This is a genomic window from Ciceribacter sichuanensis (assembly GCF_024055605.1).
Classification (GTDB): domain Bacteria; phylum Pseudomonadota; class Alphaproteobacteria; order Rhizobiales; family Rhizobiaceae; genus Allorhizobium; species Allorhizobium sichuanense.
Map to the genome: position 1 here is coordinate 23,287 of NZ_JAMXLX010000011.1, position 25,236 is coordinate 48,522.

A 25,236-nucleotide genomic window follows, 5' to 3' on the forward strand; every position below is an offset into this window, starting at 1 on the left:
GCAGTGATGTTTCATGCATTTTTTGGATTTCGCCTCTGCATGGGAAGGCTTGCATATTTTCTGAGTACTTCGGGGCTTGCTGCCGTATCGCTCGTTCTTGTTGGGGGCATATTAAGTCTGGCTTCGACGTTCGGTTCCGAAAGTGCGAGAGGGCCTATCGCTATCGGCGTTGGCGTCGTGTTTGTGCCGCTGTTCATATGGGCTCAGTGCAACATCACCGGCATGCGCGTGCGTGACATTGGCTGGAATCCTGCGGTAATCGTCCCCCTATGGGTGTTGTTGACCTGGATTGACTACATGTTGTCTTTTCTGGTCCCGGAACTGGCCCTTCCCAATGCGCTAGCCGGCACCGTGATCGGGAAAATCCTCAGCATGCTGTTCTTGCTGACGTTGCTGTTCAAAGCGGGAAAACCGGGCGGCTATGTGGACCCGCCCGCGGATTCCGGCAAAACAACGGAAGTAAGAGCTGCGAGATATCTGCCGAATTCTGCAGGCGTCGTGCCACCCTCGCGTTTCGACAGGCAGGAGCGTCGAACGTCATTCGGTAGGCTTCCGCGATAGACGCTACTTCGGCGGAAGCGGCGCGTTCATCATGGGTACGCCGTCGGGAGCGGCAGGCTTATAGTCCGGTATCACGAGGCCGCCTGAAATCAGCAGCTTGGCACCCTCTTCCGGCGTCATATCGAGCATCTTGATCTTGTCGCGTGGCACGAACATCAGGAAACCGGCGGTCGGCACTGGCGTCGGCGGCAGAAACACGGCAATCATCTCCACTCCGTCCTCGTTCAGCTTCGCGGCGATTTCCCCTTGGGCATCGGTCGCGATGAACACGAGCGCCCACATGCCGGGACTCGGAAACTCGATCAGCCCGACCTTCTTGAAGGACGACGACTGATCCTTCAGCACGCTTTCGAAGATCTGTTTGACGCTCTTGTAGATCGTGCGCACCAGAGGCGTGCGGTGGAAGATCTGCTCTCCGAAATCAACGATGGACCGGCCAATCAGGTTTTTGCCGAGAAACCCGATCAGCGTGATGACGACCAGCGCGATCAGCAGGCCAAGCCCCGGCACCGCAAATTTCAGGTAACTTTCCGGATTGTAACGCTCGGGGATATACGGCTTCACCCAGCTGTCGGCCCAGTGAATGAAGGTCCATGTCAACCATATGGTGATGGTCACCGGCGCGCAGATAATGAGGCCGGTCAGGAAATTGTTTCTGAGCCGCGTTGCGACGGATATACGGTCGGAAATCTCGTTCATCGCTCGCTTGCGTCTATGTTGCGTCGCCGTAAAATCCGGGATGGAAGGCGACAATGCCGGAGGGTACAGGACCACGCAAGGGTAACGCCAGTAAATATTCCGGTGAAACGCCCTCCACTTTCAGGGTCGGACAGGACGCAAAGCCGAAGCGCTTGTAATAGTCGGGATAGCCGACCAGAACACAGCCTTGGGCGTCGCGCATCTTCAGGCGTTTCAGGCCCTCGTTGACAAGTGTGGAGCCAATTCCCCGTTTCTGCAGATCGGGCCTGACCGATACAGGACCAAGCCCGTACCAGCCGGTTTCTCCGCCGGCCAGCGTCACCGGTGAGAAGGCAATATGGCCGAGGATGTCGCCGCCGTCTTCGGCGACGAGGGAAATCGTCATCGCACCGGCCTGCCGCAGTCGCTCGATGATCCGCGGCTCGGTCTGGTTGCTGTAGGGCATGTCGGCGAAGGCAGCAGCGGTGACGGCCCCGATTGCGGTTTCGTCACCTGCTGCCTCGTCCCGGATGATCATTCCACGGTGACCGACTTGGCGAGGTTACGCGGCTGGTCGACGTCGGTGCCCATGAAGACCGCCGTGTGATAGGCGAGCAACTGGATCGGCAGAGCGAACACCATAGGCGAGATGATCTCCGCGACGTTGGGCAGCACGATGGTCGCCATGGTCTCAAGCTTGGAGGCCGCCGCCCCCTTCTCGTCGGTGATGAAGATGATCCGGCCGCCGCGGGCCGCCACTTCCTGCATGTTCGAAACCGTCTTCTCGAAGAAGCGGTCGTAAGGCGCAATCACGATCACCGGCATGTTTTCGTCGATCAGCGCGATCGGGCCATGCTTGAGTTCGCCGGCTGCATAGCCTTCGGCATGGATGTAAGAGATTTCCTTGAGCTTCAGCGCGCCTTCCATGGCAAGCGGGAAGCTCGTGCCACGGCCGAGATAAAGCACGTCCTTGAACTTCGACAGGTCGCGGGCGAGGCTTTCCATCTGAGGTTGGATGCTGTTCAGCACCTGGCTCATGATGCGCGGCATCTCCGACAGGCTCTTGACCAGTTGTTTCTCTTCCTCTGGCGTAATGGTGCCGCGCGCCTTGCCGGCAGCAATTGCAAGCGAGGCGAGCACGGCGAGCTGGCAGGTAAAGGCCTTGGTCGAGGCGACGCCGATTTCCGGGCCGGCGAGAATCGGGAAGATCGCATCGGATTCCCGGGCGATGGTCGATTCCTTGACGTTGACGATCGCGCCAATCTTCAGGCCTTGCTCATCGCAGTAACGCAGCGAAGCGAGCGTATCCGCGGTCTCCCCCGACTGCGAGATGAACAGCGCGGCCTGATCCTTGTAGAGCGGCATTTCGCGGTAACGGAATTCGGAGGCGACATCGATCTCGACCGGCAGCCGGGCATAACGCTCGAACCAGTACTTGCCGACGAGGCCCGAGAGATAGGCCGTGCCGCAGGCCGAAACGGCAAGCCCACGCAACGACTTGAAGTCGATGGCTGCATCAACAGGCTTTACGGTGTGGCCGTGGAAGTCGACATAGTTCGAAAGCGCGTGGGAGATCACTTCCGGCTGTTCGTAGATTTCCTTTTCCATGAAATGGCGATGGTTGCCCTTGTCGACCACGAAGGCGGTTGCCTGCGAGATCTGGTGCGGGCGCTCGACCGGATTGCCGGCGAAGTCGATGATCTCGGCGCTGTCCTTGTGCAGGATCGCGCAGTCGCCATCGACCAGATAGGCGATCTCGTTGGTGAACGGAGCGAGTGCGATGGCGTCGGAGCCGAGGAACATTTCGCCCTTTCCGAAGCCGATCGCAAGCGGAGGCCCGAAGCGAGCCGCCATGATCGTATCGGGATCGTCGGCGAACATCACCACCAGCGCATAGGCGCCCGTGACATGGTTCAGCATGGCAAGCATCGCCGCGCGGTTGTCGAGACCCTGCCGGCGATACTTGGCGATCAGCTGGGCAACGACTTCCGTGTCAGTCTGGGTGGTGAAAACCGCGCCGTCGGCGATCAGTTCGTCCTTGAGCTCGGAGAAGTTCTCGATAATGCCGTTGTGCACGACCGCGACGCCATCGACGAAATGCGGATGGGCATTGGTCTCGTTCGGCACGCCATGGGTCGCCCAGCGGGTGTGGGCGATGCCGATAGTGCCGTCGAGCGGTTCGCCGTCGAGCTTCTTTTCGAGGTTGAAAAGCTTGCCCTCGGCCCGCCGGCGATCCATCACGCCGTTGTCGATGGTTGCGACGCCGGCTGAATCGTAGCCGCGATATTCGAGCCGCTTCAGCGCATCGACCAGACGTTCTGCAACCGGCTGGTTACCGACAATACCGACAATACCGCACATAGATTTCTCCGTCTGGGTGAACTCGTGCGCCAGTCCTATCGCTTTTCGCGATTTCCGCAATTGGACCGGCGGTCACATTCGGTTTCGCTGCGTTACGCAACCGCAGCATTCAGGATTTTCCGGCGCGGGACGCCTTCAGCGCCTGATTGCGCTCGCGGATCGCCTTGGCGCGTTCCGGCTTGATTTCCTGCCGGGCGCGTCCGAGCGCCAGCGCGTCAGCCGGAACATCCTGCGTAATGACACTGCCGGAGGCGACGAACGCACCGTCACCAATGGATACGGGCGCCACCAGCGCCGAGTTGGAGCCGATGAAAGCGCGCTCTCCGATACGGGTCTCGTGCTTGTTGATGCCGTCGTAATTGCAGGTGATCGTGCCGGCCCCGATATTGGCGTCCGCGCCGATCGTCGCATCGCCGATATAGGTCAGGTGGTTAACCTTGGCGCCCTTGCCGATCTCGGCCTTCTTCACTTCGCAGAAATTGCCGACCTTTGAACCTTCCGCCAGATTGGCGCCCGGCCGCAGCCGCGCAAACGGTCCGACGGTGGCGCCGGCCGCCACATAGGCGCCCTCGATATGCGAAAAGGCATGGATGATCGCGCCCCCCTCTATCACCGCGCCGGGGCCGAAGACGACGTTCGGCTCGATTAAGGCGTCCCGTCCGATCACCGTGTCGTACGAGAGGAAAACGGTTTCCGGCGCGATCATCGAAACGCCGGAAATCATCAGTTCATGCCGGCGACGTTCCTGCCACAGGCGTTCGATGGCAGCGAGTTCCGCACGATTGTTGCAGCCTGTCAGTTCGGCCTCCGGCGCGTCGACGGCGACCGCGCGGCCGCCGAGCGAGCGGGCGATTTCCACGAGATCCGTCAGGTAGTATTCCCCTTTGACGTTGGCATTGCCGATCCGCGAAAGAAGATCGAGCGCCTTCTTGCCGTCGATCGCCATCAGGCCGCTGTTGCACCAGGTGACGGCGCGCTCTTCATCGCTCGCATCCTTTTCCTCGCGGATGGCGACGAGTTCGCCATTCTCGACGAGCAGACGTCCGTAGCCGGTCGGCTTTTCGGTGTGGAAGCCGATGACGGCGACATCGTTGCCCTTCGCCAGCGCTTGCCGCGCGGCGATCAGCGGTCCAGCGGTGATCAGCGGCACATCACCATAGGCGACGAGGATATCGTCATAACCGCGGGCAATCGCCTCGCGCGCCGCGAGAACCGCATGACCGGTGCCGAGCCGTTCCGTCTGCACGAAGGGTGTGACGTCGATGCCTTCGACGCTGGCGGCCTTTGCGACCTTTTCCGCATCGCGGCCTACCACCAGGGCGACATCCGATATGCCCGAAGTCGCGATGATGGCCATCACATGGGCGATCATCGGCCGTCCGGCGACCGGATGCAGCACCTTCGACATGGAGGACTTCATGCGGGTGCTTTCGCCTGCGGCGAGGATGACGGCGAGACAGCTGCGGCTCATGATTGCTCCGGCGTGGTTCCGATTCAGGAAATTGTTGTTCGGCCCGGTACATAGCAGCAACGCTTCACCGGAACAAAGAACAAAAAGGGCGCCGCAGGACGGCGCCCTTTTCAAAAATCATTGCGGCCTGAAATTATTGCGGCAGCTTGTCGTCCACGCCTTCGACATAGAAGTTCATGCCGAGCAGTGTGCCGTCGTCAGCCTTCTCGCCTTCCTTCAGCCACGGCGTGCCGTCCTGCTTGTTGACCGGGCCGGTGAACGGATGCAGCTCACCCGACTTGATCTTGGCTTCGGTCGCTTCGGCAAGCGCCTTCACGTCGTCAGGCATGTTGGTGTAGGGGGCCATGGTCAGGATGCCGTCTTTCAGGCCGTCCCAGCTCTGCTGCGACTTCCAGGTGCCGTCGAGAAGCGCCTGCGTGCGCTTGATGTAATAGGCGCCCCAGGTGTCCTTGATCGCGGTCAGCTGGGTATTCGGACCGGCGGCGATCATGTCGGAAGCCTGGCCGAAGGCCTTGATGCCGCGCTCCTGTGCGACCTGCATCGGAGCGGTGGTGTCGGTATGCTGGGTGAGGATGTCGACGCCCTGGTCGATGAGAGCCTTGGCGGCGTCTGCTTCCTTGCCCGGGTCGAACCATGTGTTGGCCCAGATGACCTTCATCTTGAAGTTCGGGTTGACCGACTTCGCGCCGAGTTCGAAGGCGTTGATGCCCATGACCACTTCCGGAATCGGGAAGGAGGCGATGTAGCCTGCGAGGCCCTTCTGCGACATCTTGCCGGCGATCACGCCCTGGATGTAGCGGCCTTCATAGAAACGCGAGTTGTAGGTGGCGACGTTGTCGGCGGTCTTGAAGCCGGTCGCGTGCTCGAACTTCACGTCGGGGAACTTCGCGGCAACCTTGATGGTCGCGTCCATGAAGCCGAAGGACGTGGTGAAGATCAGCTTGCAGTCCGAACGGGCGAGACGCTCGATGGCGCGCTCGGCATCCGGGCCTTCCGGCACGCTTTCGAGGAAAGGCGTGTCGATCTTGTCGCCGAAGTGAGCCTGAAGCTCCTGCCGGGCGATGTCATGGGCCTGCGTCCAGCCGCCGTCGGTCTTGGTGCCGACATAGACGAAGCAGACCTTGGTCTTGTCTTCTGCTGCGGCAGTGCCGGCGAGACCGCCGAGCGCGGCTGTCGTGGCAGCCAGTGCCAAAAACAGTTTCTTCATGATAACCCCTATCCTGGTTTGTTGATTTTGTTGAGCTTTATCTATCCGGCACGAAGGGCTTGCCCAGCGAGGCCGGTGTGTTGATCAGCGTCGTGCGCCGATTATGGGAAATTATGATCAGGACGACAATGGTCGCGGCATAGGGCAGCGCAGAGAGAAACTGCGAGGGTAAACCAATGCCGAATGCCTGAGCGTGCAATTGGCCGATGGTGACGGCGCCGAAGAGATAGCCGCCGGCCAGCACCCGCCACGGACGCCACGATGCGAAAACCACCAGCGCCAGCGCGATCCAGCCGCGTCCCGCGGACATGTTCTCCACCCATTGCGGCGTGTAGACGAGCGACAGTTGCGCGCCCGCCAGACCCGCACAGGCGCCGCCGAACATGACGGCGAGATAGCGAGTGCGGATCACATGGATGCCGAGCGTATGCGCCGAGGCGTGATTGTCGCCGATGGCGCGCAGCTTGAGCCCTGCGCGCGTCGCAAACAGGAACCAGTTGACCCCGATGACCAGCAGGATCGACAGGTAGAAGATCAGGTCCTGCTTGAACAGCAGCGGCCCGAGGAACGGAATGTCGGCAAGCAGCGGAATGATGATCGGCTGCAGCTTGATACCCGGCACGCCGACGAAACTCTCGCCCAGCATGCCCGATACGCCGAGGCCTAGAATGGTCAACGCAAGACCGGTCGCAACCTGATTGGCGACCAGCGTCAGCGTCAGGAAACCGAAGAGCAGCGAGAAGGCAGCACCCGAAACGATGCCGGCGACAATGCCGAGAAACGGCGAGCCGGTCGTGTGGGAGGCAGCGAAGGCACAGACCGCGCCGATGATCATCATGCCCTCGACGCCGAGGTTGAGCACGCCCGAGCGTTCGGTGACGAGTTCGCCGAGCGCGGCGATGACCAGCGGCGTGGAGGCGGTGATGATGGTAAGGAGGATGGCTTCCAGAATCATCATGCACCTTTGCCGAGCGCGGACCGGACCTTGGAGGTCACGATCCGGATCTTGTAGTGGATCAGCGTGTCACAGGAGAGCACGAAGAACAGCAGCAGCCCCTGAAAGACGCGGGTGACCTTGTCGGACACCCCGATCGAAAGCTGCGCGCCCTCGCCGCCGAGATAGGTCAGCGCCAGCACGAGGCCGGCAGCGATGATGCCGAGCGGATTGAGCCTTCCGAGAAAGGCGACGATGATCGCCGTGAAGCCATAGCCCGGCGAAATCGACGGCTGCAGATGTCCGATGGAGCCTGAGACCTCGGAAATCCCGGCAAGGCCGGCGAAGGCGCCCGAAAGCAGCATCGAGAACCACACCATGCCGCGGGACGAGAACCCGGCGAAGCGCCCTGCCCGTTCCGACTGGCCGAGCACCACGACCTGAAAACCCTTCAGCGTGTAGCGCATCATGAACCAGATGCCGACGGCGGCAATGATGGCGAAGGCAAAGCCCCAATGGGCACGACCGGAGGCCAGCATTTCCGGCAGCACGGCTTCCGTCACGAAGCTCCGGCTCTGGGGAAAGTTGTAGCCCTGCGGGTCACGCCATGCGCCGCGCACCAGCCAGTCAAGGAAGAGCTGCGCGATATAGACCAGCATCAGGCTGGTCAGGATCTCGTTGGTGTTGAAGCGGGTTTTCAGCAGCGCCGGAATAGCCGCGTAAAGTGCGCCGCCAAGCGCACCCATCACCATCATCAGCGGCAGCAGCAGCGGCGAATGCCATTCGTAGAAGACGACCGGCAGGAACGAACCGGTGATCGCGCCGATGGTGAACTGCCCTTCCGCGCCGATATTCCAGTTATTCGAGCGATAACAGATCGATAGCCCCACCGCGATCAGGATCAGCGGTCCGGCCTTGATCGCAAGCTCGTGCAGCGACCACACCTCGAGCAGCGGCTCGATGAAGAAACTGTAGAGCGCCGATACCGGGTCCTTGCCCAGCAGCGCAAACATCACGCCTCCGAAGAACACCGTCAGCGCCAGCGCCAGAAGTGGCGAAACGACGGCGAACAGACCCGACATGCGGGCGCGCTTTTCGAGTTCAATGCGCATCGGCAGTCTCCAGCCCGTGCATGCCGCCCATCAGCAGGCCGATCTTTTCGCGTGTCATCGTTGCCGCCGGATAGGCGTCGGAGAGCTTGCCCTCGGAAATCGCGGCAATGCTGGTCGCCACCTCGAAGATCTCGTCGAGATCCTGGCTGATCACCACCACGGCCGAGCCTGAACGGGCGAGATTGACGAGCGCCTGCCGGATACGGCTTGCTGCCCCTGCATCCACGCCCCAGGTCGGCTGGTTCACCACCATCACGGCCGGTTGACGATCGAGTTCGCGCCCGACGATGAATTTCTGCAGGTTGCCGCCCGAGAGCGAACCGGCGGCCGGATCGTCGCCGCTCTTTCGCACATCCATCGCCTCGGAAATCCGCTGTGCCGCCTTGCGAATGGTATCGTACCGAATGAGCTTGAGTGCCCCACCGGCAAGAAATGCCTTGGCGTCGGAACGATTGCGGGCAAGCAGCAGGTTGTCGGAAAGCGACAGGGCCGGAACTGCCGCATGGCCGTGCCGCTCTTCCGGCACGAAGCCGGCGCCCATCAGCCTTCGGGCCGAGATACCGAGACGGCCGACAGCCCGGTCGCGAATACGGACCGATTCATTGTCATCGACTGTATGCTCGCCCGAAAGTGCATCAAAAAGCTCGCCCTGGCCGTTACCCGCGACACCCGCGATCGCCAGCACTTCGCCGGCCTTCACGCGCAGCGACACATCCTTGAGCGACATGGCAAACGGTGTGCGCGCGCTGACCGAAAGATGGCGCGTTTCCAGAAGCACTTCGCCGGTCGAGACGTCGTCGTCGCGATGGACGCCTGCGACCTCCGAGCCCACCATCATACGGGCGAGCGAGGCCGGCGTCTCCGAGCGAGGATCGCACTGACCCGTGACCTTGCCGTGGCGCAGAACCGTGGCGCGATCGCAGATGCGCTGAACCTCTTCCAGCCTGTGACTGATATAGAGTACCGAACGTCCCTCGGCTTTCAGCTTGAACAGCGTTTCGAACAGCCGGTCGGCTTCCTGCGGGGTCAGAACCGAGGTCGGTTCGTCGAGAATGATCAGACGAGGGTTTTGCAGGAGCGCGCGCACGATCTCGATGCGCTGGCGTTCGCCCACCGAAAGATCGGCCACATGCGCATCGGGATCGAGCGGCAGTCCGTAAGCCTTCGAAAGCTCAGCGGCCTTTTTGGAGATTTCGGAGATCGACACGGCTTCATCGAGCGCAAGCGCGATGTTTTCGGCAACCGTCAGCGCTTCGAACAGCGAAAAATGCTGGAAGACCATGCCGACGCCGAGCTTGCGGGCGGCAGCCGGCGACGGGATGGAGACCTGCTCGCCCTGCCATGAAATCGTGCCGGCGGATGGCGCCAGAATTCCGAACAGCATCTTGACGAGTGTCGATTTGCCAGCGCCGTTTTCGCCGAGCAGCGCATGGATCTCTCCATGGCCAATATCGAGGTCGATGCCGTTACAGGCGGTGAAACTGCCGAACAGCTTCGTAAGCCCCTGCACGGCAAGAAGCGAACCGGCCGCCTTCATGTCGGTATTCGACACGTGTCCCCCTCGGTCATTTTGCCCCGGATCTTGTCCCTTGTCCGGATCCATATCGTCATATTGATAACGCGTTTGCGGCGTCGGGCAACTGATATCGCAGACTTTTTACGTTTTTTTGCACTGCATTATCGATGCTTGACGCCGCGGCTTCCGAGGGAGGGGAAGAACTGCAGCACGCCGCCGATGCAATAGAGGTAGAGGCCGGAAACGGAAAAGGCGACCTTGAGCCAGAGCGGAGTGTGGAAATGCAGGAGAAGTGCGTAGATGCCGAGAGCGCTCCAAACCAGGAACATCCCGAGATTGAGCGGCCGCAGCCGCTCCACGCGCACCGGATGCAGGAAGTGGATCGGCAGGAAGGTCAGGACGACGGAGATCGTCACGATGATCAGCGCCGTGTTGGCGTCCGCATCGATGACGAACAGCGTGAAGACAAGCATGTTCCAGACGACCGGGAAGCCTGAGAAGAAATATTCATCAGTCTTCATGCCGGTATCCGCATAGTAGATCGCGCTTGAAACCACGATCATGCCGGCCGCGACGAAGGACCAGGGCTCGCCGATCATGCCGCTCTGATAGAGCGCGAAGGCCGGCAGCAGAACATAGGTTACGTAGTCGATGATGTTGTCCAGCGTGTCGCCGGACCAGTTCGGAAGCACTTCCTTGACCCGGACCTTGCGGGCGATCGGCCCGTCGATACCATCGACGAGAAGAGCGAGGCCGAGCCACCAGAACATGTCGACGAAGCGAAGTTCTGCAGCGGCGACCACGCCGAGGAAGGCAAGGAACGAGCCCGAGGCTGTCAGGATGTGAACGGAGAAGGCCCGGATTTCCGCATAAGGAACCCGCCGGTAATTGAAGATTTTCATGTTCGCCGTGTCGCCCCCTTCAGACTGCGCATCGGTATCTAATGAAATCAGCGGTTTTGCAACCGGGAGCGCGCTGCGTCCTGTGTTTTGTCAATTTTTCCCGCCTCCCGGAAGGCTGAGCCATGCGCCAAATCGGCCCATGGATTTCGCCGCCGCCTCGGGCTAAAATGCAGGACGGAAGAATTGGATGCATGACATGACACATTTCGATATCGCCGTGGTCGGCGGAGGCTTGGCCGGTTCCGTTGCAGCAATCGCTCTCGCGCGGGCCGGAAGGAACATTGCCCTGATCGCCCCGAAGGCGGCGACGAACGATGGCCGTACGACCGCTCTGATGGACCAGTCGATCCGCATGATGGAGCGGCTGGGCCTCTGGGAGGCGATCCGCCCTCATGCCGCCGCCCTTTCGACCATGCAGATCATCGATGGCACCAAGCGTCTCCTGCGCGCGCCAACCGTTGCCTTCCGCAGCGCGGAAATTGGGCTTGACGCCTTCGGATACAATATCCCCAACACCGCGCTGAATGACGTGCTGCGCAAGGCCGTTGAAGCCGAGACGCGGATCACGGTGTTCGGCGCAGTCGCAGAAGATATTGCGTTGGATGACAACAAGGTCAGGATCACGCTTTCAGGCGGCGAGGAACTGGAAGCCGATTTCGTCATCGGCGCCGATGGCCGCAAGTCGAAGACGCGCGAAACCGCTGGTGTCGGTGTCCGCACATGGTCCTATCCGCAGACGGCTGTGGTGCTGAACTTCGCCCATACGCTGCCACACCAGAACGTATCCACCGAATTCCATGGAGAGAGCGGGCCGTTTACGCAGGTTCCCCTGCCCGGCCAGCGTTCCAGCCTCGTCTGGGTGGTCGAGCCTAAGGAGGCAGAGCGTCTGCTCGGGCTCTCCCTTGCAGAGCTTTCCCAGGCCGTCGAAACCCGCATGCAGTCCATGTTGGGCAAGGTCACCGTCGAGGAAGGCGTTCAGGCCTGGCCGCTGTCGGGCATGACCGCCAATCGGTATGGCAAGGGCCGGGCCGCCTTCATCGGCGAAGCAGGCCATGCCTTCCCGCCGATCGGCGCACAGGGCCTGAACCTCAGCCTCCGCGATATCGCCACGCTCGAGGATATCCTGACGGACCGTTCGGGCAGCCCCATCGATGCCCGCGCCGGCGACCGTTTCGACGGACGTCGCAAGCTCGATGTCCTGTCGCGCACCGCAAGCGTCGATCTGTTGAACCGCTCGCTTTTGTCCAGCCTGCTGCCGGTTCAGATGCTGCGCGCAACCGGCCTGCAGATTCTTGCAAGCTTCGCGCCGCTCAGAAATCTGGTGATGCACGAAGGCGTCGCACCCGGCCACAGCCTCAGCGCCTTCCCCAGGTTTCTAAGGGAAAAGATCCGGCGGTAACGCACCGGACTTGATCGCGTAGAGCAGACCGGAAACTGAAAGCACAGAGATAAGTGTGGTGATCAGGATCGTCGCCGATGCCCGCTCCTGCCACACGCCATATTGCTGGCCGATGACGAAGACATTCGTTGCCGTCGGCAGCGATGCGAGCAGCACGGCGGTATAGACCCACAGCGGATCGAAATTGCCGGCAAGGCTCAGCACCACATAGACGACGAGCGGATGAAGCACGAGCTTGATCGGCACGATATAGCCAAGCTCGACCGGAACACGATTCAGCGGCCGCAGCGCCAGCGTCACGCCCATCGCGAAAAGCGCACAGGGAGCGGCTGCCTGCGCCAGATAGTCGATCAGCCTCTGCAGGGCGACCGGCGGTTCGAACGATAATGCCGCGGCGAGAAAACCGACGGCCGTCGCGATGATGAAGGGATGGTAGGCAATCCTTTTCGCCACATCGAGCGCCACCCGCCCCGGCCGCCGTTCCTCTCCGCCGGCAAAGGCCATCAGTGCGGGTGCCGCCGTGAAATGGGCGGCATTCTCGAAGCAGAAGATCAGCGCCACCGGCACTGCCGCCGCCTCCCCGAAGGCAAGCAGGGCAAGACCGGGACCCATGTAGCCGATATTGCCGTAGGCTCCGGCAAGCGCCTGCATCGTGCAGTCCGCGGTGCTATTGCCACGTATCAGGCGGCCGATCAGGAAAACCAGCAGGAATATCCCATACGTCGCGGCCATCGCGGCGGCGATGAAATCGATGCGGGTCAGTTCGGAAAGCGGCGTGCGTGACACGAGCTTGAAGAACAGAGCCGGCAAGGAGACATAGATGACGAAGAAGTTGAGCCAGCCGAGCGCACTGGCTTCATGCTTCGACAGCTTTCCGGAAATATAGCCGATCAGGATCAGCCCGAAGAAGGGCAGAACCAGCGCAATGATGTCCCCCATGGCCGCCTCTCCTCAAGATTCCGGCCGGTCGCATGCGACCTATATTTTTGGCTTAGCCGATTTGGGAGAGGATTGGAAAGGTCTGCTGGAACCAGATCGCCAGATTGGAGACGAAGCCGAACATGAAGGCGAGGCCGGTCAGCACGAGCAGAGCGCCCATCGCCTTTTCGACGAGGCCGAGATGACGGCGGAAACGGGCAAGAAAGCGCATGAACGCGCCGGAAAAGGCTGCCGCAATCCAGAACGGTACGGCAAGGCCGAGCGAATAGATGGCGAGCAGGAAGGCTCCCTCGCCCACGGTATCGCGCGAAGCGGCAACGCCGAGGATTGCGCCGAGAACCGGCCCGATGCAGGGCGTCCAGCCGAAGGCGAAGGCAAGGCCCATGATATAGGCGCCCGAAAGGGTCGCCGGCTTGCCGCCGCTGGAAAAGCGCATTTCGCTCGACAGGAACCCTATCCGGAAAAGGCCGAGGAAGTTGAAGCCCATGACGATGATGATCAGGCCGCCGATTTTCGAAAGGAGATCGAGATGCTGCCGCAGCATCGTGCCTATGGTGGAAGCCCCCGCTCCGAGCGCGACGAATACGGTTGCGAAGCCGAGCGTGAAGATGAAGGCGGAAAGCATCACCGCGCGGCGTGCGCGGGCATTGCCTCCGGCGGTTGCGCCGGTCCGGAACTGGTCGACCGAAATGCCCGCCATGTAACAGAGATAGGGCGGCACCAGAGGCAGAACGCAGGGAGAGAGAAACGAAAGCGCACCGGCCAACAAGGCGCTGATGAAAGAGATCTCGGCTATGGACACGAAAGGCGGCTCCGCTTCGGGCTATTTCGGCTCTTCCTAACGCCGGTGCGAGCCTCTTGCCAATCACCTTTGCGTTCGCTGCGACAATGATGCATTTTAGCGCTTGATGGCGCGATTTTTCGGGTTGACCCGGCGGGGCCGCCTGCATATGTTCCGCCCACTTCCGCAGGCCCTTGAAAATCCTGCCTGGGAGAGCGTAGCTCAGCCGGTAGAGCAACTGACTTTTAATCAGTAGGTCCAGGGTTCGAATCCCTGCGCTCTCACCACTTTTGAATGTTTCCACTTCGTTTTTTTGACGGTTGTCAGGTGCAATCCTTGACGTGTCCGGATTCGGCGGATTATCGAAATCTATCGATGGTCTTTTCGGTCAGGCAACAATCTTGGGCATCCATACCAAACTCGGGCGTGTCGCGCGCCCTGCAGGTGTTCATCGCCGTTTCCCTTGGTCCGTCCTGTTTAATTCGAAACCAACCGCTGACCACTGCGTCTGGCATAAATGCGCTGCCCCCTTCTGGCCCCGAAAGACTGTCGACGGTCGGCGCACCTCCATCGTGGGACAGACATGGAGACGCTTTGACGGCACGCGCTGGCTCTATCGGCGCACGGATCGTGATCTGGGCGACTTCGTGGATGAGTGGCCCTAAAAGCACGCCCGCCTGTACCTTTTGGTGAATGCGCGATTCCTGTCCGGAGGTGCCACGATGCGCCCTTCTGCAGGCGCAATCACCCGGTAAGCTACAGGCTGAAACAATTTGTCACCGTTAACATGCTTGCAAGCATATTCAATTAAAACTATCTGCTTTATCGGTTTCACTCGACATAAGGTGGAATCTCTCGTCCCGCTACATCATGGATTTCCGGTATGCTCACCAAGAAAGGCAAGTACGGGCTGAAGGCGCTGGTTGACCTTGCGCAGCTTGCGCCAGGCGAAACGGCCTTCGTGACCGAGATTGCCACCCGTAACAACATTCCGAAGAAGTTTCTCGACACCATTCTTCTGGAATTGCGGAACAATGGCATGCTTCGCTCCAAGAAGGGTCCGAACGGTGGCTACTCCCTGTCCAAGCCGGCGAGCGAAATCATGATCGGTCAGGTCATCCGTGCGCTGGATGGTCCGCTGGCGCCGATCCGTTGTGCCAGTCGCACGGCGTTCGAGGCCTGCGACGATTGTTCCGACCCCGTCGGCTGTCAGGTGCGTCTGTCGATGACCGAAGTACGCGATGCGATCGCTTCGATCCTCGACAACATGACGCTCGAACAGTTCGTCAGCCGCAAGGGCAGCGACATCGAGGACGGCGTGCTCTCCGTCTGACATCGCTTGCGCGCTACACGCTTCTGCCCGATCTGTCGGCCAGATAGCTCCGGCCGATGGCGAGGATTTCATTGAGCGCCTCTGTCTGCCGGTCTCCGACAGTCCCGCGGGTTGCGACGAACTCCAGAATGGAGGCTTGTCGACACGCCTCCCCGATCGTCTGGGCAGCCGGATTGACCTGCGCGATATCGAAGGCTGTTCCGCATGTATGTGTCAGCGCCGAGAGCGTGGTAGTCTGTACCAGCAACTGTCCGATTGCGCTTTCCCGGTCCGCATCGACGATAACACTCTCCCGGTTCCATTGCTGCTGTCGCGAAAACTCGGCAATCGAACGTTCGGTCTCCCCGAGCGTGATCGACGCGAGAAGCAGTCGGTTCAGAGCGGCCGAGAGCCTGACTGCGTCGCGTCCGAGCGCAAGTACGCTGTCGCTATGAACGTGTTCGCTGTCGAAGAGAATTCTGGCCGGTCCCGCATTGGAGGATCGCTCGATAGCCCGACCGGGGCTTGCCGGTATCAGCAGCGCGGTGTCGTCCGTCGGCGAGCGGCGGTTGATCACCAGCCATTCCGCCTGCGGCACGCACAGGCATTCGACCTCGCCCGACAGCGCGTAACCTATTCCGTCCGGCAGCAGTTGCAGCACCTCGCTGGACTGCACGAAGCAGAATCGCTCACCGGCGGCTGCCCTTGCGAAGGCTGCACGGCGCTGTTCCTCCGTGCCCCCGTTGCGCAGCAACTCGAGCGACGACAGGTGCAGGGTCAGCATGCTTGCGGCAAGCGGCGTGTGCTGCGCGAGCACTGCCACGATCTGGCTCAGCACCACGTTCGATACGTCTGCGCCGCCGAAATCCGAGGGAATCGAAACGGCGAGTAGCCCCGAACGCGAAAGTGCTTCCGATAGGGCGCCGTTCTGCACCCCGGCAAGTGAGATGGCCAAGTCTTTGGAAACCGCGAGCGCTTCCTCCTCGGTGGTGATTCGGATCGGTGCCGTGCGCTGGCGCTCGTTCAAATGTGTAATCGTGCCCATGGCTCTTCCTCCTGTTCACGAATGGACACGGTCAGGCAGCATAGGCCGGCGATGGGCCGCAGAAAGATCTCCGCCATTGACCGGTAAACATCACTTTGCCGAACTCATCGGCTCTGCCAGATGCAGAGGCGTGGGCCAGTCGAGGGTCATATATCGGAGACGGTGCATCGAGATCGGTTCCCGAACCGGAATACGCATGCAGCATTCTGCGGTGCTTTTCGCAGGAAAGGCTCAGGACAATATCGAGTTCCATGCCGGCATCCCCTGTTTGATATTCTTGTGAGCGGACCGAAGTGTCACGATAAAACACACTTTAGTCAACATTTTCGATAAACTCACTGAATTACAAGCGAATCTGGCGCTGGCACCTGTCTCTGTCAGTCGCCAATCCTGATGTATCGTCCGTCCCGATAGGCGAGCGAAGCGCCGCCGCGGGTACGGATGGCCACGACCTTTCCAATCACGATAACGTGGCTATGTCGTTCCAGAGTCTCCTCCACCTGGCAGTCGATCGCAGCCGCTGCATTTTCCAGAACAGGTGCGCCGCTGGCAAGGAGCGTCCATTCCGCCCCACGGTAACGGTCAGGGCCTTTCAGTCCGCCCCGCCCGGCAAACTGGTTGGCGATGACCTCGTGCCCGGCGCCGATGATGTTGACACAGAAATGTCCGTAGCGCTCGACCACGGGCCATGTCGATGATGTGCGGTTCAGCGAAACCAGCATGCGCGGAGGCTCCACGGAAAGCACGGAGGCCGAGGTAACAGTCGCGCCGGTGCGCGCTTCGCCTTCTCCGGCCGTGATGATGGTGACCCCGCCGGCCAGCTGCCGGAGAGCTGCCTTGAGGCTATCGGCATCAGCAGGCCGGTCGACGGCCAGGCTTGCCGGTCCATCAACAGTTTCAAGCGAGCGAAATGCCAGGGAAGAAGGCTGTGTGGTCATCGTCTGCGGTCCCGTTGTCATCAAGATCCTTGGTGTAGCCAACACATAACCAGATGAAGGCATGGAACCGTAGACATCCATTTTCATTATCGATATATTTAGTAGAAAATATGTTCCCGGAATGGATCTGGGCCGTTCAACGCCCGGATCGAGAACCCAGAGGAGAACGGCATGCTGAGGATATCGATACCCTTGCAGCAGAAGGCTTTCCAGGTTTCCGGCACATGCCGTGTCGCGATCATCGGCGGCGGCTTCTCCGGCGCTTCTCTTGCAAGACAGCTCGCCTTGCATGGCGGGCTTGCCTCCGGTGACATCATCGTCTTCGAACCCAGGGAAACACTGGGGGCCGGCGTTGCCTATGATACGGCCGATCCGGCGCTGCGGCTCAACGTCGCCGCGCACCGCATGCGCGCCCTGCCCGAGGATCCCGCCGCATTCATCGACTGGCTGGGCGCGAGCGGTCGTCTCGCGACCGATCCCGATTCGGCGCGGGGCGACGCGATCTATGCCCGGCGCGGGGATTTCGGCGCCTTCATGCAGCAAGTGATGCAGCCTCTTCTCGAGGAGGAGAAGGTCGTGCATGTTCGCGAGCGGGTGGAGCATGTCAAACGCCATGGCGGTCTCTGGTTGGTCCAGGGAGAAAGCTCGACCGTCTATCTCGCCGATATCGTCGTCATCGCCACCAGCCACCCCGCCCCACGAGCGCCGGCGCCCCTTGCCCTCGCCCTGAACGGCCATCCCCGTTTCATCACCGATCCCTCGCGGCCGGGAGCGCTCGACCCGATCATGCCCGACGACCGTGTCTTCGTCGCCGGAGCAGGCCTGACCGCGCTCGACATCGTCGCTTCCCGCATCGCCCGCGGTCATGCCGGTGCGACGACGATCTTTTCCCGTTCCGGTCTTCTGCCGCGGGAGCAGGATATTGCCAGCCCCGCCCCGTTCGGTGATTTCACCACCAGCCCGGCGGTTACCGCGCGCATGCTTCTGCGGCAGGTCCGGGCGTGCCTGGCATCGGCAAACGAAGCGGGACTGCCCTGGCAGAGCGTCTTCGATGCGCTGCGTCAGCAGGGACAGACGATCTGGCGCAATCTGCCGCTCAACGAACAGAAGCGTTTCCTGCGGCATCTGCGCCGGCGTTTCGAAACCCATCGCTACCGCATGCCGCCGCAGAATGCCGAGGTCATGCAAAGGGAACTGGCGACGGGGCGGCTTCGCCTGCGGGCGGGTCACATCTGTCGTGTCGAGCGGATCGCTCATCGCCTGCAACTCGATCTGATTCTGAAACCCGAAGGTATTGTCGAGCGATGCAGCTTCGACTGGGTGATTGCAGCCACAGGGCCGGATCATGCCTCGGTACTGAAATCCCAGCCCTGGCTGTCCGAGTTGGAGCGAAACGGCTTCGTCATCGCGGATCGGCATGGCGTCGGCATTGCCTGTGACGAGGCGAGCCGCGCCGTTGATCGAGACGGTCAGGCGGTCGACAATCTCTTCGTCGCCGGTCCCCTCGCCCGCGGTCTTTTCGGAGAATTGACGGGAGTACCGGAGATCGCCCAGCAGACGAAGGCTATTGCCGAGAGTATCGGCGCGCAGGAGGCGCGCTCCGTCGTCGGCCGGTTCCTCGGCTGACGACTGACTGATCCTCCCGCAAGGCCCACGGTCTCAGCCCTCGCCGAGAATGGCGTCCAGCAATTGCCGCTCGATAGCCGCAAGCTCCGGATCGCCGTGATTGCGCGGATGTTGCGCCGGAATGTCGAGGTCAAGCGCGATCCGGCCCTGATCCAGCACGATCACGCGGTCCGCGAGGTTGACCGCTTCGCTGACGTCATGGGTCACCAGAACGGCGGTGAAACCGAGTTCCTTCCATACGCGGCCGATAAGCTGCTGCATGGTGATGCGTGTCAGTGCATCGAGTGCACCAAGCGGTTCGTCGAGCACCAGAAGACCGGGATGACTGACGAGTGCGCGGGCGAGAGCAACGCGCTGGCGCTGGCCTCCCGAGAGCTTCGCCGGCCATTCGCCCGCCTTTTCCGCAAGCTGCACGTCGCGCAGGGCTTCGCGCGATTCCCGTAATGCGACCTCGCGGGAAACCCCCTCTCCCAGACCGACGACAACATTGTCGATCACGCTCGCCCATGGCAGCAGCCGGGGCTCCTGAAAGACGATGCGGGCATTGGCGCTTGCGCCGTCATTGACAGTGTCGCGGAACGAAATCGTCCCCGCGCTCGGTTGATCGAGCCCGACCAGCAGGCGCAGCAGCGTACTCTTGCCACAGCCGCTTTTGCCGACGATGGCGAGGAACTGGCCAGCCGGCACGTCGAGATCGATGCTGCGCAGCACGTGATTGGAGCCGAAGCGCTTGTCGACATGACTGAGCGAGAGTGCAACGGGACCGGAAGCCTCAGCAGGAGCGGCCGGGCCGGTTTCCGCTTCCTGCAGTTCGGCAAGGTCGTGGGGATTGTGACGGAGGTGGGCGACGTAGCGGTTCATCTCGGCATCCTCATTTCTGATAGACCGGGTTCCAGGAGAGCGTGCGCCGCTCCAGACTGCGGGCGATGACGTCGGCAAGCTTGCCCAGCGCCGCGTAGATCAACAGTGCGAGCACCACGACATCCGTCATCATGAATTCGCGCGCCTCGTTTGCCATATGGCCGATGCCGGAGGACGCAGCGATCGATTCCGACACGATCAGGGTCAGCCACATGATGCCGAGCGCATAGCGCAGGCCGACGAAGATCGAGGGTAGCGCACCCGGCAGGATCACCTTGCGAAACAGCGTCCAGCCGCTCATGCCGTAGATCCGGCCCATTTCCAGAAGGTCCCTGTCCACATTGCGTACCCCGTGGAACGTATTGAGATAGATCGGGAAAAGAACGCCGAGCGACGTGAGGAACAGCTTGGATTCCTCGCCGATCCCGAACCACAGGATGACGAGCGGGATCATCGCCAGATGGGGAATGGTGCGCAGCATCTGCAGTGTCGTATCGGTCAGTTGTTCCGAAAGCTTCGACACGCCATTGGCAATGCCGAGCGCCAGCCCGATGCTGCCGCCGACGATGAGGCCGGCAAGCGCGCGACCGCCGGATACGGCGATGTCGCGCAGCAGTTCACCGCTCGAAAGCTGGTCGATGAAGGCGATTATCACGTCGCTCGGAGCCGGCATGATCCGGGCCGAGATCCAGCCGACGGAGGAGAGCAGCTGCCAGATGGCGATCACGCCTGCCGGAAGCAGATAGGGCACGAACCCGCTGAAGCTGAAACGCGGACGCCACCGGGGACGCCAAGCGCCGAACCCTTGGGCCGAACGACTGGCGGCCGGTCTCTCCGTTGGAATGTCATATACCGTCATGGGAGCGCTCTCCTTGGATGGGAAAAAGGCCGCGAGGTGAACTCGCGGCCAAAAGAGGTGCCAGCCGGATCAGGAGCCGGACACCACCTTGAGATTGCCGCCATGGCCGCCGCCGCCGAACACCTGGCGTTCGCCGAAGGAAGAGCGGATCTGGTTGCGCGGTCCGGCAAGGCCGATTTCCGGGAACAGCAGCTCGGCGACCGTGTAGGCTTCCTCGAGATGCGGATAGCCCGAAGCCACGATCGTATCGATGCCGAGCTCCTGATATTCGCGCAGCCGAGCGGCAACCGTCTTGGGCGAGCCGACCAGTGCCGTGCCGGCGCCGGAGCGCACGAGACCGATACCGGCCCAGAGGTTCGGAGAAACCTCGAGCTTGTCGCGGCGGCCGTTATGCAGGGCGACCATGCGCGCCTGCCCGACTGAATCGGAGTTCTTGGCAAAGCCTTCCTGAGCCGCTGCAATCGTTTCGTCGGAAAGCTTGGAGATCAGCTTGTCGGCTGCTGCCCATGCTTCGTCGTCGGTTTCGCGGACGATGAAATGCAGACGGATGCCGAAGGAAACTTCCCTGCCCTTCGCCGCAGCCGCCTTGCGAACGGCGGCGATCTTTTCGGCGACCTGCGCCGGCGGTTCGCCCCAGGTCAGGTACTTCTCGACGTGAGCGCCGGCGAACTTGATGGCCGCATCGGAAGAGCCGCCGAAATAGAGCGGCGGGCGCGGCTCCTGCACCGGCGGAAAACCGATCTGCGCATTGAGCGCCTTGATGTATTTGCCGTCCAGATTGGCCTTGCCTGTTTCGAGCAGCGAGTTGAACACCTGGAAGAATTCTTCCGCATGGTCGTAACGTTCGTCATGCGGCAGGAAGATGCCGTCGCCGGCGAGTTCCTGCGCGCTGCCGCCAACCACGATGTTCAGGAGCAGGCGACCGTTGGAAACGCGGTCGAGGGTCGAGGCAAGGCGTGCGTAATAGGCCGGCGATGCCGTGCCGGGGCGGATGGCCACGAGGAATTTCAGCTTTTCGGTATAGGCAGCCAGATTGCCGGCAAGCACGAAGGATTCCTCGCAGGCGACGCCGGTCGGGATCAGCACCCCGGAATAACCGAGGCGGTCGACCGCCGTCGCGAGCTCGCGGAAGTAACCGGGATCGGACGGGCGGCTGAGATCGTCGGAGCCGAGATAGGTGCCGTCGCCGGAGGTCGGGATGAACCAGAGGAAGTCGAGCGGTTGGTCGGTCTTGGTCATGGCAATGTCCTTTCAGAAATAAGCGTCAGCTGGCTTTCGGCCGCCAGACGATGTCGGAAATCGTGAGTTTCTTCGGCAGGATGCCGAGTCCGTGGAACTCGTTGGCAAGCGCCTGCTGGTAGGTGACGGCTTCATCGGTCAGCACACCCACCTTGCCGAGGTCCGCGCCCTTGCGGGTCAGCACGGTGCGGGTAACCTCGATCGGCACGCCGGTGATTTCCGAAAGGGCGGCAATCGTCTCGTCGAGGTGGGATTGAGCCCAGGCGCCGGTCTTGGCCAGTTCGTCGATGACCTCGGAGAGAACCTCCGGATTGGCGGCCGTGAAATCGCCATTGCCGAAATAGAAGCTCCAGCTGTCGACAATGCCCTCGGCCGTCGTCAGCACGCGCGCCTGCGGATCGGCTTCGGCGACGGCGTAATAGGGATCCCATATCGCCCATGCGTCGATGCTGCCCGTCTTGAAGGCTGCTGCGGCATCCGGCGGCGGAAGGTCGATGGCTTCCACGTCGCCGACCGCAAGACCCGCCTTGCGCAAGGCCTTCACTGTGAAGTTGTGGGCGCTCGATCCGCGTTTGAAGGCGACCTTTTTGCCCTTCAGGTCCTCGAGCGTCTTGATCGGCGAATCCTTGTGGACGAGGATCGCGGAGCCGGTCGATGGTCCCCGATAGGTACCGACATAGAGCAGGTTTCCCCCGGCTGCCTGGGCAAACAGCGGTGGCACGTCACCGGTCGGCCCGAAATCGAGCGAACCGGAACCCAGCGCTTCGAGCAGCGGCGGGCCGGAGGTGAATTCCGACCATGTGATGGAAATGCCTCGTGGCGCGAGCCGTTTTTCGAGCGCACCGGTGCGCTTGGCAAGCGCCAGCACACCGTTCTTCTGCCAGCCGATGCGGAACTCGCTGGCCGCTGCACGAGCGGTCCTGATGTTCGGCAGTGCAAGCGCCGTCGCAGCGGCGCCAAGGAGGCCGAGGGTCTGTCTGCGGTTGATCATGGCGATACCTTTCGGATGACGGTTTCGGGATCAGCTTGCCTTCGGACGCCAGACGATGTCCGAGATGGTGAGCTTGCGCGGAAGGACGCCGAGCGCGTGAAAGTCGTCCGCCAGCGCCTGCTGGTAGGCCACGGCCTCGTCCGACACCGTTGCGACCTTGCCGAGGTCGGAGCCGGCGCGTGTCAGGGTGACGCGCGTCACATCGGCCGGAACGCCGGTGATATTGGAAAGCGCCTCCGTCGTGCCGTCGATGTCGGACTGGGCGGCCGCGCCAACCTTGGCGAGCTCATCGAGAATTTCCGATACGACTTCCGGGTTGGCTGCGGTGAAGGCACCGTTACCGAGGAAATAGCCCCATGCCTCGACGATGCCTTCGGAGGTGGTCAGCAGCCGGGCGTCCGGATCTTTTTCGGCGATGGCGAAATAGGGATCCCAGATCGACCATGCGTCGATGCTGCCGTTCTTGAAGGCGGCTGCGGCATCCGGCGGCGGCAGGTCGACTTCCTGAACGTCTGATGGTGTCAGGCCAGCCTTTGCCAAAGCCTTGAAGGCAAAGTTGTGAGCGCTCGATCCGCGCTTGTAGGCGAGCTTCACGCCCTTGAGGTCGGCCAGAGTCTTGATCGGCGAATCCTTGTGAACGAGGATGCCGTGGAAGGCTGCCGGCGGCTTATAGGTGCCGACATAGAGAAGATCGCCGCGGGCCGCCTGGGCAAAGAGCGGCGGCACGTCACCGGTCGGGCCGAAGTCGAGCGAGCCAGCGCCAAGGGCTTCGAGCAGCGGCGGACCGGAGGTGAATTCCGACCATTCGATGTTGATGCCGCGGTCGGCGAAACGCTTCTCAAGCGCACCCTGCTGCTTGGCGAGCGCCAGCACGCCGAACTTCTGCCAGCCGATCCGGATGGTCTTGGTTTCTGCGAATGCCGGGCGGCCGAACGGCACTGCTCCTGCCAGGGTAAGGACCGCCGCAAGCTTCAGCCCCTGTCTTCTCGTAATCATCTCGACCTCCGATGCGGCACCTGATCGCGCCAATGTTTCGATGGTTTGATGATATTATTTTCTATAGTTTCGATAAGGAATATTATTCCAACCCTGAGGGCGGTGTGGAGATTATCCGTTGCCCTGTTCGCCCGGTTGTGGACATTCCACCGGCTGCGAGCTTTCGTTGCGGCGTGCGGCGCACCGGTTCAACGCATCGGGTGGTCCAGGCAGTGGCGACCAGCGAACTCCCCCGCGTTCAAAGAAAAAGGCCTCCGAAAACGGAGGCCTGGGAATACCGGTAAACCTGAAAAATGGTTTTTAGAGAGCAATGGTCAGCAGTGCGACGAAGGCGATAGAGCCGACGACGGCTGCGATGCCGCACATCTCGCCCCAGACCAAAGACGAGCGGCGGGCTTCAATGCGCTGCGTGCGACTGGTTTGCGTCTGAACGTAAGCCATGATTGGTCTCCAGATCAAAGAACCGGGAAAAGGCCCCAGAAGAAGATTTCGTGACGGCCCGGGCGATCCAGATCGGAATCGTCCTCGGCCGGGCTTTCCCGACGTGTCTCAAGCTTGGCCTTGGACACGTCAGCGGTTGTCGAAGGAGTTGCGGCCGGAGCGCCCTTGCGGGACAGGCCGAACAGGTCGAAGGAGAAGAGTTCGATACCGTATGGCATTTCTTGGTCCTCCTTAGGTTCACCCGAGATTGGGTTCACTCGACATTGAGCTTGATTGATAGTTTCGCTGGCAAAATCGATATGGTCAATATTTTCTACAAAATTTGTATTCTATATTCCTCGTGTTCGGGAGAAAGATGATCCGCCTTTTTCCCCTCGTGCGGAATAACTGCCGGGAAACCGAAATGTTCGGCGTACGGTCGATTTTTCAGAAGTAGGCGGCGAGCGGCGCAGCCTGCCGGCCGGCCAGCGAACGGTCGTGGGGCCGCTTGCTCTCGCCTTTCAGGAGATCGAGCAATTCGTAGCCGGTCGGCCAGCGGCCATAGCCACTGCGAATGTTGATGTGTCCGGCATAACCGATGTCGACGAGGTCGCTGCCCCAGAGCCGCGCCATCCTTCGCGTGGTGGCGAAATCCATGTAGGGGTCGTCGAGACTGCCGACCACAAGGTTCGGAAAAGGCAGACGCTGCTGCGGCATCTCGCCGAAATTCACGACGCAAGGGTGCAGACGTTCCACCTGTGCGAGGTCGCAGGGAGCAACCAGCAGAGCGCCTTTGACACGGGATGCGAGCGGGCTGTCGGCAAGTTTTGCGGTCAGGATGCAGCCGAGGCTGTGAGCGACGATCCAGACATCGTCATGCTGTGACAGGACTTCGCCGAGACGCTGTTGCCAGCTTGCAAGATCGGGGCAGGACCAGCTTTCCTGTTCCACAGTGACGGCGCCGGGCCGTTCATGGGCCCAATGCCACTGCCAGTGACCATCGCCGGAGCCGTTCAGCCCCGGAATAACGAGTGTTGCTTCAGTCCTGCTACAGTCCGGGTCCTTCATCGTCTGGCCTTCCCGTTGGA

The 25,236-nt window shown here is 61.4% G+C and carries 26 protein-coding genes and 1 tRNA gene; 5 read left to right on the forward strand and 22 right to left on the reverse strand.

Annotated elements, in window-relative coordinates; translation table 11 throughout:
* The first annotated feature begins 6 nt into the window (after positions 1-6).
* Positions 7-561 (forward strand): hypothetical protein, encoded by a 555-nt coding sequence (locus tag NBH21_RS23285; protein WP_250916376.1) that lies wholly within the window; start codon positions 7-9, stop codon positions 559-561.
* Positions 562-564: 3 nt separating this feature from the next.
* On the opposite strand, the gene NBH21_RS23290 is transcribed toward NBH21_RS23285, so the two are convergent.
* The 9 genes from NBH21_RS23290 to pcsA all read right to left on the reverse strand — a co-directional run bounded on the left by NBH21_RS23290 (position 565) and on the right by pcsA (position 10,742).
* Positions 565-1,260, reverse strand: coding sequence for a DUF502 domain-containing protein (locus NBH21_RS23290; protein ID WP_250916375.1), 696 nt, complete (start codon positions 1,258-1,260; stop codon positions 565-567).
* 13 nt (positions 1,261-1,273) lie between these two features.
* Complete coding sequence (locus tag NBH21_RS23295) at positions 1,274-1,777, reverse strand: GNAT family N-acetyltransferase (protein ID WP_250916374.1); 504 nt, start codon at positions 1,775-1,777, stop codon at positions 1,274-1,276.
* On the reverse strand, positions 1,774-3,600 hold the full coding sequence (gene glmS / locus NBH21_RS23300; RefSeq protein ID WP_250916373.1) for a glutamine--fructose-6-phosphate transaminase (isomerizing): 1,827 nt from the start codon (positions 3,598-3,600) through the stop codon (positions 1,774-1,776). Before glmS ends, NBH21_RS23295 begins: the two co-directional genes overlap by 4 nt.
* A 109-nt stretch (positions 3,601-3,709) precedes the next feature.
* Complete coding sequence (gene glmU, locus NBH21_RS23305) at positions 3,710-5,071, reverse strand: bifunctional UDP-N-acetylglucosamine diphosphorylase/glucosamine-1-phosphate N-acetyltransferase GlmU (protein WP_250916372.1); 1,362 nt, start codon at positions 5,069-5,071, stop codon at positions 3,710-3,712.
* Between the two features lie 133 nt (positions 5,072-5,204).
* Entirely contained in the window at positions 5,205-6,278 is a 1,074-nt protein-coding gene (locus NBH21_RS23310) for a BMP family ABC transporter substrate-binding protein (RefSeq protein ID WP_250916371.1), read from the reverse strand.
* A 37-nt stretch (positions 6,279-6,315) separates the two neighbouring features.
* Entirely contained in the window at positions 6,316-7,236 is a 921-nt protein-coding gene (locus tag NBH21_RS23315; protein WP_250916370.1) for an ABC transporter permease, read from the reverse strand.
* Positions 7,233-8,324 (reverse strand): ABC transporter permease, encoded by a 1,092-nt coding sequence (locus NBH21_RS23320; protein ID WP_250916369.1) that lies wholly within the window; start codon positions 8,322-8,324, stop codon positions 7,233-7,235. Before NBH21_RS23320 ends, NBH21_RS23315 begins: the two co-directional genes overlap by 4 nt.
* Positions 8,314-9,861, reverse strand: coding sequence for an ABC transporter ATP-binding protein (locus tag NBH21_RS23325; protein ID WP_250916433.1), 1,548 nt, complete (start codon positions 9,859-9,861; stop codon positions 8,314-8,316). The genes NBH21_RS23320 and NBH21_RS23325 overlap by 11 nt, the downstream gene beginning before the upstream one ends.
* Before the next feature lie 140 nt (positions 9,862-10,001).
* The gene (gene pcsA, locus NBH21_RS23330) at positions 10,002-10,742 is read right to left on the reverse strand and encodes a phosphatidylcholine synthase (protein ID WP_250916368.1); all 741 of its coding nucleotides are present in this window, start codon (positions 10,740-10,742) and stop codon (positions 10,002-10,004) included.
* A gap of 196 nt (positions 10,743-10,938) precedes the next feature.
* On the opposite strand from pcsA, the gene NBH21_RS23335 reads away from it, so the two are divergent.
* Positions 10,939-12,141, forward strand: a complete 1,203-nt coding sequence (locus NBH21_RS23335; RefSeq protein WP_250916367.1) for a UbiH/UbiF family hydroxylase — start codon at positions 10,939-10,941, stop codon at positions 12,139-12,141.
* Here NBH21_RS23335 and NBH21_RS23340 read toward each other — a convergent pair.
* Both NBH21_RS23340 and NBH21_RS23345 read right to left on the reverse strand, forming a co-directional pair.
* Positions 12,118-13,080 carry an AEC family transporter gene (locus NBH21_RS23340; protein ID WP_250916366.1) on the reverse strand — a complete coding sequence of 321 codons (963 nt, stop codon included), beginning with the start codon at positions 13,078-13,080 and terminating at the stop codon, positions 12,118-12,120. The genes NBH21_RS23335 and NBH21_RS23340 overlap by 24 nt on opposite strands.
* Positions 13,081-13,132: 52 nt before the next feature.
* The gene (locus NBH21_RS23345) at positions 13,133-13,882 is read right to left on the reverse strand and encodes a cytochrome c biogenesis CcdA family protein (protein WP_250916365.1); all 750 of its coding nucleotides are present in this window, start codon (positions 13,880-13,882) and stop codon (positions 13,133-13,135) included.
* Positions 13,883-14,072: 190 nt separating this feature from the next.
* On the opposite strand from NBH21_RS23345, the gene NBH21_RS23350 reads away from it, so the two are divergent.
* Together NBH21_RS23350 and NBH21_RS23355 are read left to right on the forward strand one after the other, a co-directional pair.
* A tRNA-Lys gene (locus NBH21_RS23350) sits at positions 14,073-14,148 on the forward strand.
* A gap of 596 nt (positions 14,149-14,744) precedes the next feature.
* Positions 14,745-15,194, forward strand: a complete 450-nt coding sequence (locus tag NBH21_RS23355; RefSeq protein ID WP_250916364.1) for an RrF2 family transcriptional regulator — start codon at positions 14,745-14,747, stop codon at positions 15,192-15,194.
* A 13-nt stretch (positions 15,195-15,207) separates the two neighbouring features.
* Here the strand turns inward: NBH21_RS23355 and NBH21_RS23360 are convergent, their stop codons facing one another.
* The 3 genes from NBH21_RS23360 to NBH21_RS23370 all read right to left on the reverse strand — a co-directional run bounded on the left by NBH21_RS23360 (position 15,208) and on the right by NBH21_RS23370 (position 17,156).
* On the reverse strand, positions 15,208-16,218 hold the full coding sequence (locus NBH21_RS23360; RefSeq protein ID WP_250916363.1) for an acyl-CoA dehydrogenase family protein: 1,011 nt from the start codon (positions 16,216-16,218) through the stop codon (positions 15,208-15,210).
* Positions 16,219-16,249: 31 nt separating this feature from the next.
* Complete coding sequence (locus NBH21_RS23365; RefSeq protein WP_250916362.1) at positions 16,250-16,471, reverse strand: hypothetical protein; 222 nt, start codon at positions 16,469-16,471, stop codon at positions 16,250-16,252.
* A gap of 124 nt (positions 16,472-16,595) precedes the next feature.
* Complete coding sequence (locus tag NBH21_RS23370) at positions 16,596-17,156, reverse strand: flavin reductase family protein (protein ID WP_250916361.1); 561 nt, start codon at positions 17,154-17,156, stop codon at positions 16,596-16,598.
* A 171-nt stretch (positions 17,157-17,327) separates the two neighbouring features.
* On the opposite strand from NBH21_RS23370, the gene NBH21_RS23375 reads away from it, so the two are divergent.
* Positions 17,328-18,782, forward strand: coding sequence for an FAD/NAD(P)-binding protein (locus NBH21_RS23375; protein WP_250916360.1), 1,455 nt, complete (start codon positions 17,328-17,330; stop codon positions 18,780-18,782).
* A 33-nt stretch (positions 18,783-18,815) separates the two neighbouring features.
* Here NBH21_RS23375 and NBH21_RS23380 read toward each other — a convergent pair whose 3' ends face one another.
* From NBH21_RS23380 to NBH21_RS23415, 8 genes are all read right to left on the reverse strand, one after another.
* Positions 18,816-19,643, reverse strand: coding sequence for an ABC transporter ATP-binding protein (locus tag NBH21_RS23380; RefSeq protein WP_250916359.1), 828 nt, complete (start codon positions 19,641-19,643; stop codon positions 18,816-18,818).
* A gap of 10 nt (positions 19,644-19,653) precedes the next feature.
* Positions 19,654-20,502 (reverse strand): aliphatic sulfonate ABC transporter permease SsuC, encoded by an 849-nt coding sequence (ssuC, locus tag NBH21_RS23385; RefSeq protein ID WP_250916358.1) that lies wholly within the window; start codon positions 20,500-20,502, stop codon positions 19,654-19,656.
* A 69-nt stretch (positions 20,503-20,571) separates the two neighbouring features.
* Positions 20,572-21,741, reverse strand: coding sequence for an FMNH2-dependent alkanesulfonate monooxygenase (gene ssuD / locus NBH21_RS23390; RefSeq protein WP_250916357.1), 1,170 nt, complete (start codon positions 21,739-21,741; stop codon positions 20,572-20,574).
* Between the two features lie 25 nt (positions 21,742-21,766).
* On the reverse strand, positions 21,767-22,732 hold the full coding sequence (locus tag NBH21_RS23395) for an aliphatic sulfonate ABC transporter substrate-binding protein (protein ID WP_250916356.1): 966 nt from the start codon (positions 22,730-22,732) through the stop codon (positions 21,767-21,769).
* Positions 22,733-22,762: 30 nt separating this feature from the next.
* Complete coding sequence (locus tag NBH21_RS23400; RefSeq protein WP_250916355.1) at positions 22,763-23,728, reverse strand: aliphatic sulfonate ABC transporter substrate-binding protein; 966 nt, start codon at positions 23,726-23,728, stop codon at positions 22,763-22,765.
* 300 nt (positions 23,729-24,028) lie between these two features.
* Complete coding sequence (locus tag NBH21_RS23405; RefSeq protein WP_250916354.1) at positions 24,029-24,169, reverse strand: hypothetical protein; 141 nt, start codon at positions 24,167-24,169, stop codon at positions 24,029-24,031.
* Positions 24,170-24,183: 14 nt separating this feature from the next.
* The gene (locus NBH21_RS23410) at positions 24,184-24,387 is read right to left on the reverse strand and encodes a hypothetical protein (RefSeq protein WP_099057902.1); all 204 of its coding nucleotides are present in this window, start codon (positions 24,385-24,387) and stop codon (positions 24,184-24,186) included.
* 208 nt (positions 24,388-24,595) lie between these two features.
* Positions 24,596-25,216 (reverse strand): RBBP9/YdeN family alpha/beta hydrolase, encoded by a 621-nt coding sequence (locus NBH21_RS23415; protein WP_250916353.1) that lies wholly within the window; start codon positions 25,214-25,216, stop codon positions 24,596-24,598.
* Between the last annotated feature and the right edge of the window lie 20 nt (positions 25,217-25,236).